This is a genomic window from Trichococcus patagoniensis (genome assembly GCF_003051085.1).
GTDB classification, from domain to species: Bacteria; Bacillota; Bacilli; order Lactobacillales; family Aerococcaceae; genus Trichococcus; species Trichococcus patagoniensis.
Map to the genome: position 1 here is coordinate 44,560 of NZ_QAOM01000009.1, position 17,464 is coordinate 62,023.

A 17,464-nucleotide genomic window follows, 5' to 3' on the forward strand; every position below is an offset into this window, starting at 1 on the left:
GCATCCATCCAAAGATGTATTTCTTACTGATTCAGTATATCTTCCAATAAACGCGGATTGAATGTCTGCGACTTCAGCATGTCCAATTCGAATCTGTAAGGCGCCTTCTTGTTCTTTTTGTCCTCGCCGACGAACGGCGTCTCCAAAATTTTCGGCAGATCCTGCAGTTGCGGATGGTGAACAATTTTGTTCAAGGTTTCGAAACCGATGGTGCCAAAACCGATATTCGCATGTCTGTCTTTGTGGGCCCCTCGCTCGTTTTTCGAGTCGTTGACATGGATCATTTTCAAACGTTCCAGGCCGATGATGCGGTCGAATTCTTCCAACACGCCATCGAAGTCCTCTTTGACGTTATAGCCCGCATCGTTCGTATGGCACGTATCCAACGTCACCGAAAGTTTGTCGTTATGGACTACGCCATCCATGATGGCAGCCAACTCTTCAAAAGTCCGCCCGATCTCGGTGCCTTTTCCGGCCATCGTTTCCAACGCGATCTGTGCAGTCTGGCTAGGCTCCAGAACCTCGTTCAAGCCCTTGATGATCTGTTTGATGCCTATTTCAGAACCGGCGCCGACATGCGAACCCGGATGCAGCGTAATCTGTTTTGCGCCCAGCGCTTGCGCCCGCACGATTTCATCGCGCAAAAACCCGATCGCAAATTCAAAATGATCCGGTTTTGTGGTATTGGCCAAGTTGATGATGTAGGGCGCATGAACGACCAGCTCAACGATGCCGTGCTTGGCCATATAGTCCATGCCTTCCGGAATATTCATCTCATCGACATTTTTTCTCCGGGTATTCTGCGGAGCGCCAGTGTAGATCATAAATACCGAAGAACCGTACGCTGCTGCTTCCTCTGCTGAGCCCAACAGCATTTTTTTACCGCCCATAGAAACATGTGATCCTATCTTTAACATATCTTCACCCTTTTGTTGTGTATTATCCTAATAGGCAATTACGCCTTCCTTTAATGAAAAGAGACGAAAAAGCCAGCCTTATGATACGATTATTGTATCATAAGGCTGGTTTTCCTTACCATCAGATGCTCTTTTTTGCTCGAGTGTTAGTCTAATGAAGCGATTTTCAGGCTCAATTCTTTCAACTGAGCTGCGCTTACTTCGCTTGGGGCGTTCGTCATCGGGTCGAAAGCTTTCCCGTTTTTAGGGAACGCGATCACTTCGCGGATATTCGATTCGCCAGCCAACAACATGACCAGACGATCCAATCCTAAAGCGATGCCGCCGTGCGGTGGGAAACCGTAATCGAATGCATCCAACAAGAAGCCGAACTCCTCTTCGGCATCTTCTTTGCTGAAGCCAAGTGCCGCAAACATCTGCTCCTGTACTTCCCTTGTGTAGATGCGCAGAGATCCGCCGCCGATTTCATAGCCGTTCAGGACGATATCGTAGGCTTGTGCATAGACTTCTTCCGGATGATCGGCTAATTTGGCAAGATCTTCATCGTTTGGACGAGTGAACGGATGGTGCATGGCAGTGTAGCGTTTTGCGTCCGCATCGTACTCAAGCAATGGCCAATCCACAACCCAAACGAAAGCAAATTGGGATTTGTCGATCAGATCAAGATCGCGGCCGAACTTCAGACGCAGCTCTCCCAAAGCTTGATAAACGATTTCTTTTTTGTCAGCAACGAACACCAGCAAGTCGCCAGGTTCCGCACCCATCAGTCTGATCAGTTCTTCGCTGTCTTCGGTGAAGAATTTCGCCACGGCACCTTTCAGTCCGTCCTCCTCAACCTTCATCCAAGCCATGCCTTTCGCGCCGTATTGTTTGGCGTATTCGATCAGGTTATCCATGTCTTTGCGCGAATAGGCGTCGGCTTTGCCTTTGACGTTCAATCCGCGGACTTGGCCGCCGTTTTCGCTGGTCGCTTTGAATACATTGAATGAAGATGTTTTCGCAAATTCATTCATGTCGATCAGTTCCAAAGCGAAACGGGTATCCGGCTTATCGCTACCGAAACGGTTCATTGCTTCGTCGTAGGAGATACGGGGGAATGGAGCCGGGATTTCTTTGCCCAACACGTCCTTCATGACTTTCTGAAGCATAGTTTCGGTGATTTCCTGGATCTCATCAGCTGACAGGAAACTGGTTTCGATATCGATTTGGGTGAATTCCGGTTGTCTGTCACCGCGCAGATCTTCATCGCGGAAGCAGCGCACGATTTGGTAATAGCGGTCAAAGCCTGCGCCCATCAGCATCTGTTTGAACAGTTGCGGCGACTGCGGCAGTGCATAAAATTCGCCTTGGTGGACACGGGATGGAACGATATAGTCACGCGCACCTTCCGGAGTCGATTTCGTCAAATAAGGTGTTTCGATATCCATGAAATGCAAGTCATCCAAATAATTGCGGACTGTACGCGTCGTTTGGTGGCGAATTTTCATGTTGTTCATCATTTTGTCTCTTCTTAAGTCGATGTAACGGTATTTCATGCGCAATTCATCCGATACGTTCAGATCGCCTTCGATATAGAATGGCGGTGTTTTCGCTTTCGCCAAAATCTCCACGGATTCCGCTTCGATTTCGATCGTGCCTGTGCCGATGTTCGGATTGATCTGATTTGCTTCACGAAGGACTACTTTACCTTTGACTTGCAGGACATATTCCCCACGGATTGTTTCTGCGATGCGGAACGCTTCTTCGTTGAACTCTGTATTGAAAACGACTTGGACGATGCCTTCGCGATCACGCAAATGGATGAAGATCAATCCGCCTAAGTCTCTTCTTTTGTTTACCCAACCATTGGCGACGACAGTCTGCCCAACGGATGCTTCCGTCAATAATCCGCAATACTCTGTTCTTCTATCCATTTTCACTACCCTTTTCTGTATGTTCTAGTCTTCTTTTCCGAAAAATTCATTAAAAGCCGTCATGTCGGCTGTCTGTATTTTGTACACTTTATCAAAATCCGCGTAAATCTCAGTCAACGCCACTTTCTGCTCTTTGCCGGTCGACATTACTTTGAATTGCGCTTGTTTGTTGTTCAACTCGTCTTCGCCTATGGTCAGCACTACTTTGGCCCCATTCTTCGTGGCGGTTTTGAATTGCGCTTTGGCTTTGCGGTCATGGAAGTCCCGGTCCGCCGAATACCCTGCTTGGCGCGCGTTTTGGACCAATTTCAAGGTTTCGATGTTCGTAGCCTCCCCCAAACCGACCACATAGACATCCAACTCGGATAGTTTCGGTACATCGACTTGTTGATCCTTCATCAAAAGGATCAGTCTTTCCAAGCCCATCCCGAAGCCAAAACCAGGCACTTCCGGCCCGCCGATTTCCTGGACCAAACCGTCATAGCGACCACCGCCGCAGATGGTCGTTTCCGCTCCGAAGACTGCGGATGAGGTCATGATTTCAAAGATGGTATCCTGGTAATAATCGAGTCCGCGGACCATATTGCTGTTGATCGTGAAAGGGATTTTCAATGCCTGAAGCATTTCCTGAACTGTTTCAAAATGTTTCCTTGAATCATCGGACAGGAACTCCAAGATGCTTGGTGCCTGGGCAACGATTTCCTTGTCGCGCTTGTCTTTGCTGTCCAACACGCGCAACGGATTCTTATGGAGACGGGTCTGGGAATCTTTGCTCAATTCATCATGGAAAGGCTCCAAGTAGGCGATCAGCGCTTCGCGGTATCTGATCCGATCTTCGGTCTTGCCCAACGAATTGATGACCAATTTCAGATCGCTTAATTCCAATTCTTTCAGTATATCCCATGCCAACGCCATGGTTTCGACATCGGTCGCCGGATTTACGCTTCCAAAAACTTCGACACCCAATTGGTGGAATTGACGCATCCGTCCGCCCTGTGGTCTTTCGTAGCGGAACATTGGGCTGATGTAATAGACTTTCAGCGGTTTCGGATGTTCAGGACCGAACAGTTTGTTTTCGACGTAAGCCCGGACTACTGGAGCCGTTCCTTCAGGCTTCAATGCGATGTGTCGTTCGCCCTTGTCGTAGAAGTCGTACATTTCCTTCGATACGATGTCACTCGTATCGCCGACCCCTCTGGAGAACAGTTCATAACTTTCGAACATCGGGGTGCGGATTTCTGAAAATTGATAGTCATGCAGTAAGATCCGGGATGTTTCTTCCACGTATTGCCAAATTTCTGCTTCCTGCAAAAATATGTCGGCAGTCCCTTTTGGTTTTTGTATCATTTTTTATAACCATTCCTTTCGCTTCATACTGTTTTCTGTCTGAAAAAAAGCAAAAAAATAGCCCTCTTTCCATCATGGAAAAGGACGATTAGTCAGACGTGGTGCCACCTTTATTCGAAAGCATAGCTTTCCTTTAACGAGTAACGTTCGTGGCGTAATAGCTTTTCACTATTAATCCTCCAACCTGTCTTTCAAATAAACGTTTGGGAGTGCTCTCAGCCGCGGCAATCCTCTCTGAATCAAACCAATCTATTCTACTTCGATCTTCACTGGACATTTATAATTTCCTTAACGATACAAGATACGCACCGAATTGTCAATACTGTTTTCATCATATTTTCACTTTCCGGGTCAGCACAGTCAATCGCATATTCTGTGTCGGCTGGTTGCCTCGCGGTTCCTCTTTGTCCGTATAGGGAACAGATCCATAATTTCTGAAAAGGCTTTGCATTGGATGCCGTATCTTTGCTATAATGATAGAAGAATTGAACAATTTTTGTAAATTTTATGCATTCCAAACCAGAAAGGAGACAATCAGTGAAGACTATCGCAAAAAATAGACATCTTTTCTTCTTGGCGCTTGTTCTGCTATTTGTCGGATTGGGCTCCTTCGGTACGGTAGCATTAGCCAACTATACTACGGTCAGCATCTCCGCCAGCATCGTAAATGTCCGGTCCGGTCCAGGCTTATCCTACGACATTATGACGCAAATACAAGGCGGTTCCTCAGTCAATGTTTTGGCTGACAAGAATGAATGGTACAAAGTCCGGCTTTCGGACGGAAGAATCGGTTGGGTTGCCAGCTGGCTGATCAACAACACCGAAATCGCAGCAACATCCGAATTATTGGCAACGGTCCTTGTCCCCTCCGCCAACGTTCGGAAAGAGAACAATGAAACATCCGAAGTTGTCGGAACGGCCAGTGAAGGCGAAAAATTCGCTCTGTTGTATGAAGAGAACGGCTGGAGCCAAATCCAATACAACAATAAAGTCGCTTGGATTCTGTCGGAACTGATCGAAATTTCACCAGGCAGCATCCAATTGGCGCCGGAAACAGTCGACACCACCACGGTTGTTGCAGACGACGCCAATCCGAAAGTCATCATCACGATGGATGGCGTAAATGTCCGCAGTGGGCCAACTACCGGCAGCGCTATCCTGTTCATTGCCGAAAAAGACGAAGAGTACGAACTGATCAGTGAATCCGGTGATTTCTATAAGATCCTTTATGAGGGCAATAAGGAAGGCTACGTCGCCTCCTGGTTGGTGGAAACATCCAAGTCGCTCAATACTCCCGTCACTGCGTCATCCACCACCACGCTAGCCGAAGCGACCATCGTAATCGATCCGGGCCATGGAGGAGAAGACCCAGGTGCGGAAGGGACTTATATTTACGAGAAGGAAGTAACACTCAAAACCGCTGAAGCGGTGGCTGACAAATTACGCAGTGCCGGAGCCAACGTCATATTGACGCGCACCTCTGATGTCTACGTCACCTTGGAAGATCGGGCAGAAATGAGTAATGTCAACAACGCCGATCTGTTCATCAGCCTGCATTATGATTCCACCGCAAGCGGTACTTCCGCGACGGGTTTCACGACGTATTATTATGCTGATGCGGATATTCCGTTGGCAAATCTGGTCGATGATCACCTGGCCGACGCTTTGCCGTTGCAGGACAATGGTTCCAAATTCGGCGATTTCTTAGTCACACGCGAAAATGAGCAACCCTCCTTGTTGTTGGAGCTCGGCTATATGAACAATGACTCCGACGTCAAGACCTTCAATTCCGATTATTATCGCTCGTTGGTGGCAGAAAGCATCTACCAAGCATTGACCGAATATTTCCAATAAACAAGAAAAGCTGAATAAGAAAACAGAGTCAGCAGCTTGAACCATTCGAGGTTCAAGCTGCCGGCTCTGTTATTTGTTTTTGGAATCGATGAGGATGGTTACGGGTCCATCGTTGTTCAAACGGACAGACATGTGCGCACCGAACTTACCCGATGCCACAGGAAAACCTTCCGCTCTTAACAGCTCGTTGAACGCTTGGTAAAGGGCCTCCCCGGTTTCCGGAGGGGCCGCATTGGTGAAGCTTGGGCGATTCCCTTTTTTGGTATCAGCGAACAAAGTGAATTGGGATATTGAAAGGATGGCTCCATCCACATCCTTCAAGGAGCGGTTCATTTTGCCCTCTTCATCTTCGAAAACCCGGAGATTCGAAACTTTACGGACGAGGTAGTGCACATCGTCTTGTGTGTCTTCCTTGCCGATGCCGACCAAAAGCATAAAGCCCTCACCTATTTCCCCGATGATTTCATCATCAACCGAGACGGATGCTTCCGTCACTTTCTGTACAACAACACGCATAGCTGCCCTCGATTCATTTTGATTAGGATGTGACCCTTCTGACAGTGTAGACGTCCGGGATATTTTTGATTTTATCGACGATTTTGTCCAGTTGGCTCAAGTTTTGTATTCCTATTTTCAACGTAATGACCGCAATTTTATTGCTGTCGACTTTCCCGTTTACGCTGCTGAGATTCTTGGTCATCGTATTGACCACATGCAAAATTTCGTTCAACAGACCGGAGCGATTGTAGCCCTCGACCGTCAATTCGGTTTCGTAATCGATATTGGATGTGCCGGTATCTTCCCATTCGACATCGATCAACCGGTCGCCGTGCTCTCCAGATACCTGAACATTCGGGCAATCTTTCCGGTGGACCGATATGCCGCGCCCTTTCGTGATATAGCCGACAATTTCATCCCCCGGGACCGGATTGCAGCAATGGCTGATGCGTATCAGCAGATTGTCCACTCCTTGTATGACTACGCCGCCTTCATGACGGATTTTCATTTTAGGATTATCTTTTTTCGTTTTTTGCTCAATCGTGTCCAGCTGTTGTTCCGCTTTATGCTTGTCCCGCTCACGGCGGGCTTTTTCGGTCAAACGGTTCGATACGATGAATGCAGACAATTCGCCGAAGCCGATGGCGGCATAGAGGTCATCTTCCGAATTCACATTGAAGCGATTCAACAAATCTTTGATCGCCAGTTTCGTCAGGAATTCCTTCGGCGAAAACTCCATTTCCACCAATTGTTTTTCCAGCATATCCCGGCCTTTGATCACATGTCCATCGCGGTCCTGCAGCTTGAAGTAGCGTTTGATTTTATTTTTTGCCTTGCTGGTGGAAACCAAGTTGACCCAGTCCCTGCTTGGACCGAATGAGTTCGGGGATGTCATCACTTCGATGATATCGCCATTCTGCAGCTTGTAATTCAAAGGGACGATCTTTCCGTTGACTTTTGCCCCGATGGTTTTATGTCCGATTTCGGTATGGATGTTATAGGCGAAATCCAACGGACCGGCACCCGATGGCAATTCAACGACATCGCCTTTCGGAGTGAAGACATACACCTTATCCTTGAAGATATCCTCCTTGACGCTTTCGACGAACTCGCTGGCGTTTTTGGAATCATCCTGCAAGTCGATCAGATCGCGGAACCAATCGATCTGATGGGGCATTTTATCCGGATCGATTTTTTTGGTGATGCCCTCTTTGTATGCCCAGTGAGCCGCAACCCCATATTCCGCGACTTGGTGCATTTCGATTGTCCGGATCTGGATTTCGACAGGCGTGCCTTGCGTCCCGATGACGGTCGTGTGCAGCGACTGATACATATTCGCTTTGGGCATGGCGATATAGTCTTTGAATCGGCCCGGCATTGGTTTCCATTTTGTGTGGATGGCCCCCAAAACGGCATAACAGTCTTTGATGGAATGGACGATGACACGGATAGCCAACAGATCATAGATTTCCGTGAACTGTTTCTTATGGTCCTTCATTTTTCGGTAGATGGAGTTGATGTGCTTCGGTCTTCCGTAGATGTCGGCTTCAATTTCCAATTCATCGATTGAATCTTTGATTTTGTTGATCGTATCCTTGATGTACAGTTCCCGTTCATCTCGTTTGCTGTTCATCAGATGCACGATCCGGTAATATTGCTGTGGATTCAGATATCTGAGCGAAGTATCCTCCAATTCCCATTTGATCCGGTTCATACCTAAACGGTGGGCTAAGGGCGCATAAATTTCCAGTGTCTCATTGGAAATGGTCCGTTGTTTTTCCGGCTTGTGGTATTTCAGCGTGCGCATGTTGTGTAATCTATCCGCGAGCTTCACCATGATGATCCGCAGATCCTTCGCCATGGCCATCAACATTTTACGGTGATTTTCGGCCTGTTGCTCTTCATGCGACTTGTATTCGATCTTCCCCAACTTCGTGACGCCATCCACCAAGATGGCTACGGTTTTGGAAAATTCGCGTTCAATATCCTCTAAGGTATATTCTGTATCTTCCACAACATCATGCAAAAATCCTGTTGCAATCGTTTCTGGATCTAATTTCAAATCTGCCAATATCGCTGCGACTTGGGTCGGATGAACGAAGTACTCCTCGCCGGACTTCCGCATCTGTCCGCTATGAGCTTCCCTGGCAAAATCACACGCTTTTTGGACAAATGCCACATGGGTTTCATTCATATATTCCGCGCATAGCTGCACAACCTCTTCAGGTGAATAGGTTTTGATTTTCGGCATGTTGTCACTCCTGACTCTTAGGATTATGTATTTACTTACTGCGATTCCGCACGCAAACGGAAAAGCTGCTGAATATATCATATTTTGCAAACGAAAAAGTGAATATATTTCCCTTTATTATACTGTAAATCGGAACGATGCGCCATCAACAAATATCTTCTATTTACAAGCACCAAGCATCATAAAAACCTTGAAGGACAGCTTCATAAAAAAGAAGTCCTTCAAGGTTTCCTTGATCATTCGATTATTCGGATGCAAATCGAGTATCCGTTACATTTATTTTGCCGCAAGCCAACCATCGACGATTTTTTTGCCGCTGGAAGTGCCCAAGCGCGTTGCTCCGGCTGCGATGAAAGCCAATGCATCTTCATACGTGCGCACTCCGCCGCTTGCTTTGACGTCCATCACAGGACCGACTGTCTTGCGCATCAGTGCGATATCCTCCAATGTTGCGCCACCTGTTGAAAAACCGGTGGATGTCTTGACAAAGTCGGCGCCTGCCTTTTGAGCCAACTGGCAAGCGATGACTTTTTCATCATCAGTCAACAGGCACGTCTCGATGATGACCTTCAGGATTGCCTTGCCTTTGACGGCTTCGACCAAAGCTGCGATTTCATGTTCAACTGTTTGGTAATTGCCATCCTTCAAAGCTCCGATATTGATGACCATATCGACTTCATCGGCACCGTTCTGTACCGCCTGTTTCGCTTCAAATGTCTTCACTTCTGCCGTATTGGCGCCATGCGGAAAACCGACGACGGTACAGACAAGCACATCCGAACCGGTCAGGAAGGCTTCAACCTTTTTGACCCAGAAGGGTTGTACACAAACGGATTTGAAGTCGTATTCCTTCGCTTCTTCGCAAAGGGCTTTGATTTCCTCCTCTGTCGCATCTTGTCTTAATAACGTGTGATCGATGTATTTGTTTAATTTTTCAACCATGTTTATCTGCTCCTTTTCTTAATTCCATTTCATAGGATACTGCTGACAATGCATACAAGGGTGCTGTCTCAGCCCGTAAAATCCTCGGTCCCAACGCACAGCTTTTATGGCCGGCTTGTCTGAAAGCCGCCAGCTCTTCCGGCGCCAATCCGCCTTCAGGGCCGAACACAAACAATAACGAATCGCCCGGTTCAAGTTTTTCCAATATGTCCACCAAGATGCTGCCTTCGCCGGCCTTTGCATCCTCTTCATAGGCAACCAACACTTTGCTGTATTTTGCCGCTTCCGCCAGCAACTCTTTGAGGTTGTGGACAGGATGCACAAACGGCTCTTTTTGACGGTGCGATTGCTCCGCTGCCTCTTTCGCAATTTTCTGCAGGCGCTGCTGTTTTTTTGCGCTTTTGTCCGCTGTCCACTTCACAACCGCATTTTTTGCTGCGAAAGGGATGAAGGCTGCCGCACCCAACTCTGTGCCCTTCTGGACGATGTATTCCAGCTTGTCGCCCTTCGGCAATCCGCAGGCAATCGTAATCTCGACCGGAAGTTCCGTGGAGCGGTCTTCATCGGCCACCCACTTCAAACCGACCGTATTTGCGGATATATCGGTGATTTCCGCAACGAACGAAATCCCGGAGTTGTCGGCCAAATATACCTGCTCCCCCGGTTTCATGCGCATCACATGCACCATATGGTGATGGAAATCATCCGACAAAATGATCGGCTGCGTTTGATAATCTTTTGTTAGAGGCGGAATGATGTATCGTTGCATGCCTCAAGCCTCCACATTTTTTGTGCAGATCAGGCAAACCCAATCTTTCATTTGCTTTTCTTGCTCGATTTCAAAGCCATTGCTGATCAAGGCTTCGATCAGTTCCTCTTTCTTCGAATCGATGATGCCCGAAAGGATGAAATAGCCATCATCCTTGAGGTTCTTGTAGGCATCGGGAAGCAATAGCAGAAGGATTTCCGCCAGGATATTCGCAACAATGATGTCCGCTTGCTGATCGGCAATCCCTACCAAAAGGTTGTTCTCTTTCACGATGACGTCCGAAGCATAGGCATTATAAGCGATGTTCTCTTTGGAAACACGTGTGGCGATTTCATCGATATCGTAGGCATAGACAGTGTCTGCGCCCATTGCCTTAGCTGCGATGCTCAAAACGCCCGACCCGGTTCCGACATCGATCACTTTTTCGCCCCCACGCATCACTGCTTCAAGCGCTTCGATCGACAGACGCGTCGTAGGATGCGTTCCGGTTCCGAAGGCCATCCCCGGATCCAATTGAATCAGCATTTCTTTTTCATCTTCAGGCGTGTATTCTTCCCAATAAGGTACAATCGTCAAAAAGCGCGTCAGTCGGATCGGATGGAAATATTCTTTCCAGGAATTTTCCCAATCCTCTTCCTTCACTTGGTTGATCTGCAGCTCATTCTTCCCGATTTTCAGATCAATTTTCTCCAGTTCCGCCAACTGTTCTTTGATGAACAACACAGTGTCCTGGAAACCCGCGTTGTTCGGATAATAAGCCATGATGTAGACTGCATGCCCTTCCTCAGGCAACGCACGTTCCTCTTTTATCTGGCCGAAACCATCATCCTGCAGATTGACGAAGTCCAATTCGTCATCTATCGCGACGCCTTTCGCACCGGCTTCCATCAATATATTTGATACAGCCTCAACCGCTTCTGTAGCAGTCACAACCTTCACTTCATTCCATTCCATTTGCAATCACCTTTCCTATCATTAAGGGTAACGATAATACGTTTCATCATATCTACCTATTTCCTTCAGTGTTTCGATTGTCTGCATAAAATTCAGCTCATTCCAATGCAATTCGAAGCTGGAGTCGCCTTCGTTATTAAGAAAATCCCTGAGTTTGCTGTTAGCTTCGCCAACCGTCAGGCGTATGTTCTTGACCACTGCTTCAGCCAATCCGCCTTGGATCCCTTTTTTCCGATCGAAGGGAATGCCGGCCAAATACTCCTCTGTTTTGATTTTTGAGGATGCACGATCATAGAACAAAACGGAATCTTCAAAAACGAACCGATCTTCATGATTCGAATGGCCAAATATATCAGAAATACTGTTGTCTGGAGGATAACTGACTTCTAATAATAACACAATTTCGACTGTATGGAAGGGTTTATGCCACTCCAATCGCCATTCGCAAGGCAAGTGCTGCTCTTCCAATTCATCGTGGATCTTGTCGATCATACTTTTATCCATTTTCTTCCACCTCTTTTTCGTTTCGGCATTGCTTTAATGGCTGTGTACCGCCTCGGAATGAAGCTCTCAATCCATTGTAGCAAAAAACCGGAAAAAGATATATTCCGGGCTATGCATCAGCTGAGCATTTAACGAAAAACGGCACGCGAAGTGCAGGGAACGATTTATTAAAGGGTCGGTTTGTGATATATTTAGGTCAGGAAAAAAGTTGGAGGGATATTTCATGACAGAACAATCAGAGATCAGACAATCCATCGATTACTTAGTGACGCGCATCGCCCGTGATTACCAGAAAGCAGAATACAAAGAAAGCTTGAAAGTCCAGATTCCATTCGGTCGAAGGGCTGAAATAGCGTTGGAAGATGATTACCTTACAGCGGATGAAAAAATCATTTTCGAAGATGGCATCGATCCGGCCACAAAAAGCGAATTCTTCAAAGAGGTCCTGCAATCCAAAACGGATAAAGTCTTCAAGAGTTTTCTGTTGGAGATTTTCGGCAAGCAACCTGTTCTTAATGAAAATTTATCCATCACGACAACCAACTCCGGAAACAAGCACTACATCATCATCAATTTCCAAGGAGCTATGCCCTATTAGGCTTTCCAATCACTTAGGTCTTTCCTGAACAGCGACGGGGACAATAAAAAAATAGGTTGAGTTTATGCGAAAAGCCTGATATGATGTTGATTAGAATATTTGCTTATTAATATTACGATTTTATGCTATACTGTTTAGGTAACAAGGACAACTAACGAGGTGTGCAAATATGGCAGATAAAAATCTAACAACTAAAGATATTCTGCAAAAAGAATTCAAAAGCGCTATGAGAGGCTATAATGTTGCAGAAGTCGATGAATATCTGGATATGATCATAAGAGATTATGAATCTTATCAAAAAGATCTTTCTTATCTTCAAAGCGAGAATGAACGTTTGATGAGCCGTGTGGATGAGTTGACGAAGCAAGCAGTTTTAGCTAAGCCGACCCAATCGAATGTATCATCAGTCGGCAGCGGTGTAACGAATTTTGATATTCTGAAACGTCTTTCCAATTTGGAGAAACATGTATTCGGTTCAAAACTGGATGAAACCAACGAAGAAGCAAACTAGCATCAAAAAACATTTGTAAATTTCGGGTAATTGCGGTCTCCTTCATGGAGGCTGAGGAAAGTCCATGCTCGCACAAGCTGAGATGCTTGTAGTGTTCGTGCTTAGCGAAACAATAAGCTAAGGCAATCGATAGATTGACGGCAGAAAAAAAGGCTAAGGGCTCTGCCTATGCCTGAGTATTCTTGAAAGTGCCACAGTGACGAAGCAGACGGGGAAACCTTTCTGGTGGAACGCGGTAAACCCCTCGAGCGAGCAACCCAAACTTTGGTAGGGGCACTCTTTCCAAGGAAATGAACGAGGGAAAGAGGCAGAAATGCAGATAGATAATTACCTCCGCCATCAGAGGCCTGGCTCCGATGGCGCGACAGAACATGGCTTACAGAAATTTACAAATCAGGCTTTTTTTCTTCAAAAAGAATACGATCGAGGATGGGACAAGCTAATTTTTGTCCCATTTTTCGTGCATTATCCGGCAATTTCTAAGGCAAAACAATAAGGAGCAACAAATGAAAACATATCAATTAATGGCTACGGCCGCAAGTGGCATCGAAGCCATCACCGGCAATGAGCTGAAAAAAATGGGCTACAACGTCCAGGTCGAGAACGGCAAAGCCTACTTCTCCGGTACGGAAGCGGACATCATCACCACCAATCTGTGGCTGCGCACCGCTGACCGCATCAAAATTGTATTCGGCAAATTCGAAGCAAAAACTTTTGATGATCTTTTCGAGCAAACGAAAGCTTTGCCGTGGGAACAAATCCTACCGATGGATGCGGAATTCCCTGTTTCCGGCAAATCGCAAAAGTCGACCTTGTACAGTGTGCCCGATTGCCAAGCGATCGTCAAAAAGGCCATAGTCAACCGCCTGAGTGAATACTATCACCGTCGTACCCGTTTGCCTGAATCCGGCGCACTCTATCCGATCGAAGTGGCCATCAATAAGGATGAAGTGATCCTGACGATCGACACGAGCGGTTCCAGCCTTTTCAAACGCGGTTATCGTTCCGAAAAAGGTGGCGCACCCTTGAAGGAAAATATGGCAGCCGCTTTGGTGATGTTGACCAATTGGTTCCCTGACCGTCCCTTCTACGACCCAACTTGCGGTTCCGGCACGATTCCAATCGAAGCGGCCTTGATCGGCCTGAACATCGCTCCAGGATTGAAGCGCTCATTCCCTTCCGAAGAATGGAACATTTTCGAAGAAGGTTTATGGGATCGCATCCGCAATGAAGCAAAAGCTGCGGCGAACTTCGATGTGAAGTTGGATATCGGCGGTTCGGACATCGATCCGCATGTCATCGCCATCGCGAAGAGCAATGCCGAAAAAGCAGGCGTTGCGGATTATGTCACTTTCAAACAGTTGGCTTTGGCCGACTTCACAACAACCAAGGAATACGGCACGATCGTCTGCAACCCGCCCTACGGTGAGCGTCTTTCCGATCAGGAAGAGATCGAGATACTCTACAAAGAGATGGGCCAAGTTTTCCGTCCGATGAAGACATGGAGCAAATACATCCTGACAAGCGAATTGCTTTTCGAAGAATTCTACGGCGAAAGAGCCACGAAAAAACGCAAACTCTACAACGGCAGATTGCGTACCGATTTCTTCCAATATTGGGGAACGCGCCCGCCAAGAATCAAAAAAGAGCTTGACGTCAGCGAAACCAAAGAAAAATAATTTTTTCAAATAAATAAAAGCAGTCTGAAGGCCCCGCATCAGCGAGGGTGTTCAGACTGCTTTTTTGGGGATAGTAAACTTTTTTCTGAACGCCCTGTTACCCGTTCCGGGGTAAAGGAAATCAAACCGATTTCTGCGCGTAATTCAGGCGTCATCTCAAAATTGTCTACAGCTACGGTTGCTGAAATGGCTCCCATTCTTTTGGCGAAGACGGCAAAGCGATTGTCAAGTTCCAGATCATTTTGATCACGCAAACGATTCGGTCCGCTATCGACGAGACGGCCGCAACACGCTTGTTTAGCTGATTCACTTTTCCCTGTCAGCACCAATGCAATGTTTTGTTCAATCGCTTTGTTCAATCCAATTTACAACTTATGTTATTCTATTCCGATAGCTGCAACATTACTTCAATATTTCCATTTCCCAGAGCATTTCTTAGTCTGTTTGGATCATCAAATGAACCGATTGGGGTATATGAATAGGAGGTAGCAAAATCTTCATAAAATAAAACAAGAGTATTTAATCCATAAAGCATTAAATCGCCAGTATTTATTGTATCAACGTTTTCACTACTCTTAGATAAATTCTCTGGAAGGTTATAATACTTTTCATTTCCGTTCAATTCAGTCATTGTCATTGTTAAAGGTAACAGATTCTTAAACTCTTGTGCTGAAAGGTTGTCATTCAATATTCCTTCAAAAATCTCATTACCGATAGTAATAGTTATTGCATTTGTATCCTGAATTCCATTTTCAATTGAGAAATCAGAACTTTGAACGCTCTCATCAATATCACTATCTGAAAAAGAAGATTTTTCTGTTTCCAAAGAACTAAAATCAGAATTTAACTCAATAGAATTGGAGGAATAAATTGAAGACCGAACCGTTTCATTGCCTCCAATTGAACAGCCTGTTAATAAACAAGAGAATATTGCAACACCAAATAAGCATTTTTTCAATACATTTCATCCTCTCAAAGTAACTTTTCATGTGCTGTTTCAATTAGAACCTTAATATTACTTCCAAAATCACTTGTGTTGCTTAAACTTTTAAAATGTTTTCCATAAATTACTTTCGGAAAAAATGAATCAATATTATTTATATCAAATTCACTTTATTACTTTATACCTCAACCAAACAGTACTATCTTTTAAAGGACGGACATCTATTAACGAAAATGAAGTAGGATCAATACTTGATAATGGTTCCTTAGCCATAAACAATGTTTGTGTGTTAGGATCACCATCAGCAATCGGAGCCATCACAATGCTTACTTCGTCTACAAGCCCATTTTGAAGGAACGCCCAATTTAGTGTACCTCCGCCACCAATCATTATCTTTTGCATATTAAAATCCGTTGCTAATTTATGAAGGGCAAGTTCTTTATCTAACATGTCTTTACCAGCAATAATATAAGAGATGTTTAACCGTCTCAAAAAATCTTTATAGGCATTGCTGGCTTTTTCTGTAAGCACTTCAATTACATGAGATTTTCTGTTGCCATAATCAACATAATTTTGTTGCCAGCCTAATTTTCCTGAAGGGTCAATCGAAACGTAGTACATTGAGGAGGTAGGTTTCGCAATGAAATCTCCTGGCGGAACAGGTTGCGCATGTTCATTCAGTTCGGGTTCACGATAATGTGTGGTATTATCATCCGTTGTAATTCGTCCATTCAAGTATCCTTGAATATTGAAAACTTGCTTCTCAGGATCTAACGCTAGTTCTTGATACTGTTGACTGGCAGATTGAAATTCTGGTAATTTCATACTGTTTATTTTTCCATCTAAAGAGGTATGTGTGTGAATTATAACATAAGGTCTTTTCAACATAATTATTTCCTTTCATCACCACAAAGCAAGTGATTGTTTTTTATTTGGTTTATTAAAAAATTGATTGATTTGTGATAATTCCGTATCCTGCAACTGAATTTCAGCAGCATGAATATTATCCATCATGTGTGCATGATTACTTGATTTAGGAATAGCAATTGTCTGCCTGTCGCGAATGCTCCAAGACAACAAAATTTGAGGGATGGTGGCTTGATGATTATTTGCAATCGTTTGTAGCAATTGCTTTTGTGATGGCAGCAATCCTTTTAAATTGCCTTTCGCAATTGGAGAATAGGCAATTAACGGCATCTTATTTCGTTGCATGTAAGGAATCAAGTCATACTCAATTCCCCGATCTATTAAATTATATTTCACTTGATTTGCCATGCAATGGTTTCCACTTGCTAAATTAGCCATTTTCTTTAAATCATGGGTATCAAAATTAGATACTCCCCATGCACGAATTTTTCCATCAGCCTTCGCTTGTTCCATTGCGTCAATTGTTTCCTCAATCGAAACAGAACTTTTCCAATGAAGCAAATACATATCTAAAAATGGTACATCCAATCGCTCTAACGATTGCTCTAAACTTTGAGCCAAGTGCTTTTTAGAAGCATTTTCGGGCAATACTTTTGAGATTAAATAAACCGATGTTCTATCGACTTGTTGCAAGGCTTTGCCTACCAATCTTTCTGAAAGCCCCTTGCCATACATTTCTGCCGTATCAATCACTTGGGCACCTGAAGCAATACCAGCGGTTATTACCTCAATTTCCCGGGCTTCGTCTACTCGATGATTGCCAATATTATATGTACCAATACCTATAGGAAAAACGTCAGTACTATTTATTTTTACTGGCTGAATCATTGTCTTTCCTCCTAAATCTATTTTTAGTG

General features: G+C 45.2%; 17 protein-coding genes and 1 other RNA gene. 5 read left to right on the forward strand and 13 right to left on the reverse strand.

Annotated features, from left to right (window positions below; all coding sequences use genetic code 11):
• Positions 1-23 precede the first annotated feature (23 nt).
• From C8U37_RS07410 to hisS, 3 genes are all read right to left on the reverse strand, one after another.
• On the reverse strand, positions 24-917 hold the full coding sequence (locus C8U37_RS07410; protein WP_108032627.1) for a deoxyribonuclease IV: 894 nt from the start codon (positions 915-917) through the stop codon (positions 24-26).
• A 146-nt stretch (positions 918-1,063) separates the two neighbouring features.
• The gene (aspS, locus tag C8U37_RS07415; protein WP_108032628.1) at positions 1,064-2,830 is read right to left on the reverse strand and encodes an aspartate--tRNA ligase; all 1,767 of its coding nucleotides are present in this window, start codon (positions 2,828-2,830) and stop codon (positions 1,064-1,066) included.
• A 24-nt stretch (positions 2,831-2,854) separates the two neighbouring features.
• Positions 2,855-4,177 carry a histidine--tRNA ligase gene (gene hisS, locus C8U37_RS07420; RefSeq protein WP_108032629.1) on the reverse strand — a complete coding sequence of 441 codons (1,323 nt, stop codon included), beginning with the start codon at positions 4,175-4,177 and terminating at the stop codon, positions 2,855-2,857.
• 537 nt (positions 4,178-4,714) lie between these two features.
• On the opposite strand from hisS, the gene C8U37_RS07425 reads away from it, so the two are divergent.
• Positions 4,715-6,031 (forward strand): N-acetylmuramoyl-L-alanine amidase family protein, encoded by a 1,317-nt coding sequence (locus C8U37_RS07425; RefSeq protein WP_245879783.1) that lies wholly within the window; start codon positions 4,715-4,717, stop codon positions 6,029-6,031.
• Positions 6,032-6,100: 69 nt separating this feature from the next.
• On the opposite strand, the gene dtd is transcribed toward C8U37_RS07425, so the two are convergent.
• The 6 genes from dtd to C8U37_RS07455 all read right to left on the reverse strand — a co-directional run bounded on the left by dtd (position 6,101) and on the right by C8U37_RS07455 (position 11,949).
• Positions 6,101-6,547 carry a D-aminoacyl-tRNA deacylase gene (gene dtd, locus C8U37_RS07430; protein ID WP_108032631.1) on the reverse strand — a complete coding sequence of 149 codons (447 nt, stop codon included), beginning with the start codon at positions 6,545-6,547 and terminating at the stop codon, positions 6,101-6,103.
• A 22-nt stretch (positions 6,548-6,569) separates the two neighbouring features.
• Positions 6,570-8,780, reverse strand: coding sequence for a RelA/SpoT family protein (locus tag C8U37_RS07435; protein ID WP_108032632.1), 2,211 nt, complete (start codon positions 8,778-8,780; stop codon positions 6,570-6,572).
• A gap of 276 nt (positions 8,781-9,056) precedes the next feature.
• Positions 9,057-9,722 carry a deoxyribose-phosphate aldolase gene (gene deoC, locus C8U37_RS07440; protein WP_108032633.1) on the reverse strand — a complete coding sequence of 222 codons (666 nt, stop codon included), beginning with the start codon at positions 9,720-9,722 and terminating at the stop codon, positions 9,057-9,059.
• Positions 9,715-10,491: a 16S rRNA (uracil(1498)-N(3))-methyltransferase gene (locus C8U37_RS07445; RefSeq protein WP_108032634.1), complete on the reverse strand. Its 777-nt coding sequence runs from the start codon at positions 10,489-10,491 to the stop codon at positions 9,715-9,717. Before C8U37_RS07445 ends, deoC begins: the two co-directional genes overlap by 8 nt.
• Positions 10,492-10,494: 3 nt before the next feature.
• Positions 10,495-11,445, reverse strand: coding sequence for a 50S ribosomal protein L11 methyltransferase (gene prmA / locus C8U37_RS07450; RefSeq protein WP_108032635.1), 951 nt, complete (start codon positions 11,443-11,445; stop codon positions 10,495-10,497).
• A gap of 21 nt (positions 11,446-11,466) precedes the next feature.
• Positions 11,467-11,949 (reverse strand): DUF3013 family protein, encoded by a 483-nt coding sequence (locus tag C8U37_RS07455; RefSeq protein WP_108032636.1) that lies wholly within the window; start codon positions 11,947-11,949, stop codon positions 11,467-11,469.
• Between the two features lie 223 nt (positions 11,950-12,172).
• Between C8U37_RS07455 and C8U37_RS07460 the strand changes: the two genes are divergently transcribed.
• The 4 genes from C8U37_RS07460 to C8U37_RS07475 all read left to right on the forward strand — a co-directional run bounded on the left by C8U37_RS07460 (position 12,173) and on the right by C8U37_RS07475 (position 14,737).
• Positions 12,173-12,547: a hypothetical protein gene (locus C8U37_RS07460; RefSeq protein ID WP_108032637.1), complete on the forward strand. Its 375-nt coding sequence runs from the start codon at positions 12,173-12,175 to the stop codon at positions 12,545-12,547.
• Positions 12,548-12,716: 169 nt separating this feature from the next.
• Entirely contained in the window at positions 12,717-13,058 is a 342-nt protein-coding gene (gpsB, locus tag C8U37_RS07465) for a cell division regulator GpsB (protein ID WP_068559682.1), read from the forward strand.
• 18 nt (positions 13,059-13,076) lie between these two features.
• Positions 13,077-13,442, forward strand: an RNA gene (gene rnpB / locus C8U37_RS07470) — RNase P RNA component class B.
• A 122-nt stretch (positions 13,443-13,564) separates the two neighbouring features.
• On the forward strand, positions 13,565-14,737 hold the full coding sequence (locus tag C8U37_RS07475; protein WP_108032638.1) for a THUMP domain-containing class I SAM-dependent RNA methyltransferase: 1,173 nt from the start codon (positions 13,565-13,567) through the stop codon (positions 14,735-14,737).
• 38 nt (positions 14,738-14,775) lie between these two features.
• Here the strand turns inward: C8U37_RS07475 and C8U37_RS07480 are convergent, their stop codons facing one another.
• The 4 genes from C8U37_RS07480 to C8U37_RS07495 form a co-directional block, all read right to left on the reverse strand.
• Positions 14,776-15,096 (reverse strand): hypothetical protein, encoded by a 321-nt coding sequence (locus C8U37_RS07480; protein ID WP_108032639.1) that lies wholly within the window; start codon positions 15,094-15,096, stop codon positions 14,776-14,778.
• A gap of 23 nt (positions 15,097-15,119) precedes the next feature.
• Positions 15,120-15,695 carry a cyclophilin-like fold protein gene (locus tag C8U37_RS07485; RefSeq protein WP_108032640.1) on the reverse strand — a complete coding sequence of 192 codons (576 nt, stop codon included), beginning with the start codon at positions 15,693-15,695 and terminating at the stop codon, positions 15,120-15,122.
• 150 nt (positions 15,696-15,845) lie between these two features.
• Positions 15,846-16,568: a dihydrofolate reductase family protein gene (locus C8U37_RS07490; protein WP_281257497.1), complete on the reverse strand. Its 723-nt coding sequence runs from the start codon at positions 16,566-16,568 to the stop codon at positions 15,846-15,848.
• A 15-nt stretch (positions 16,569-16,583) separates the two neighbouring features.
• Entirely contained in the window at positions 16,584-17,435 is an 852-nt protein-coding gene (locus C8U37_RS07495; RefSeq protein WP_108032641.1) for an aldo/keto reductase, read from the reverse strand.
• Between the last annotated feature and the right edge of the window lie 29 nt (positions 17,436-17,464).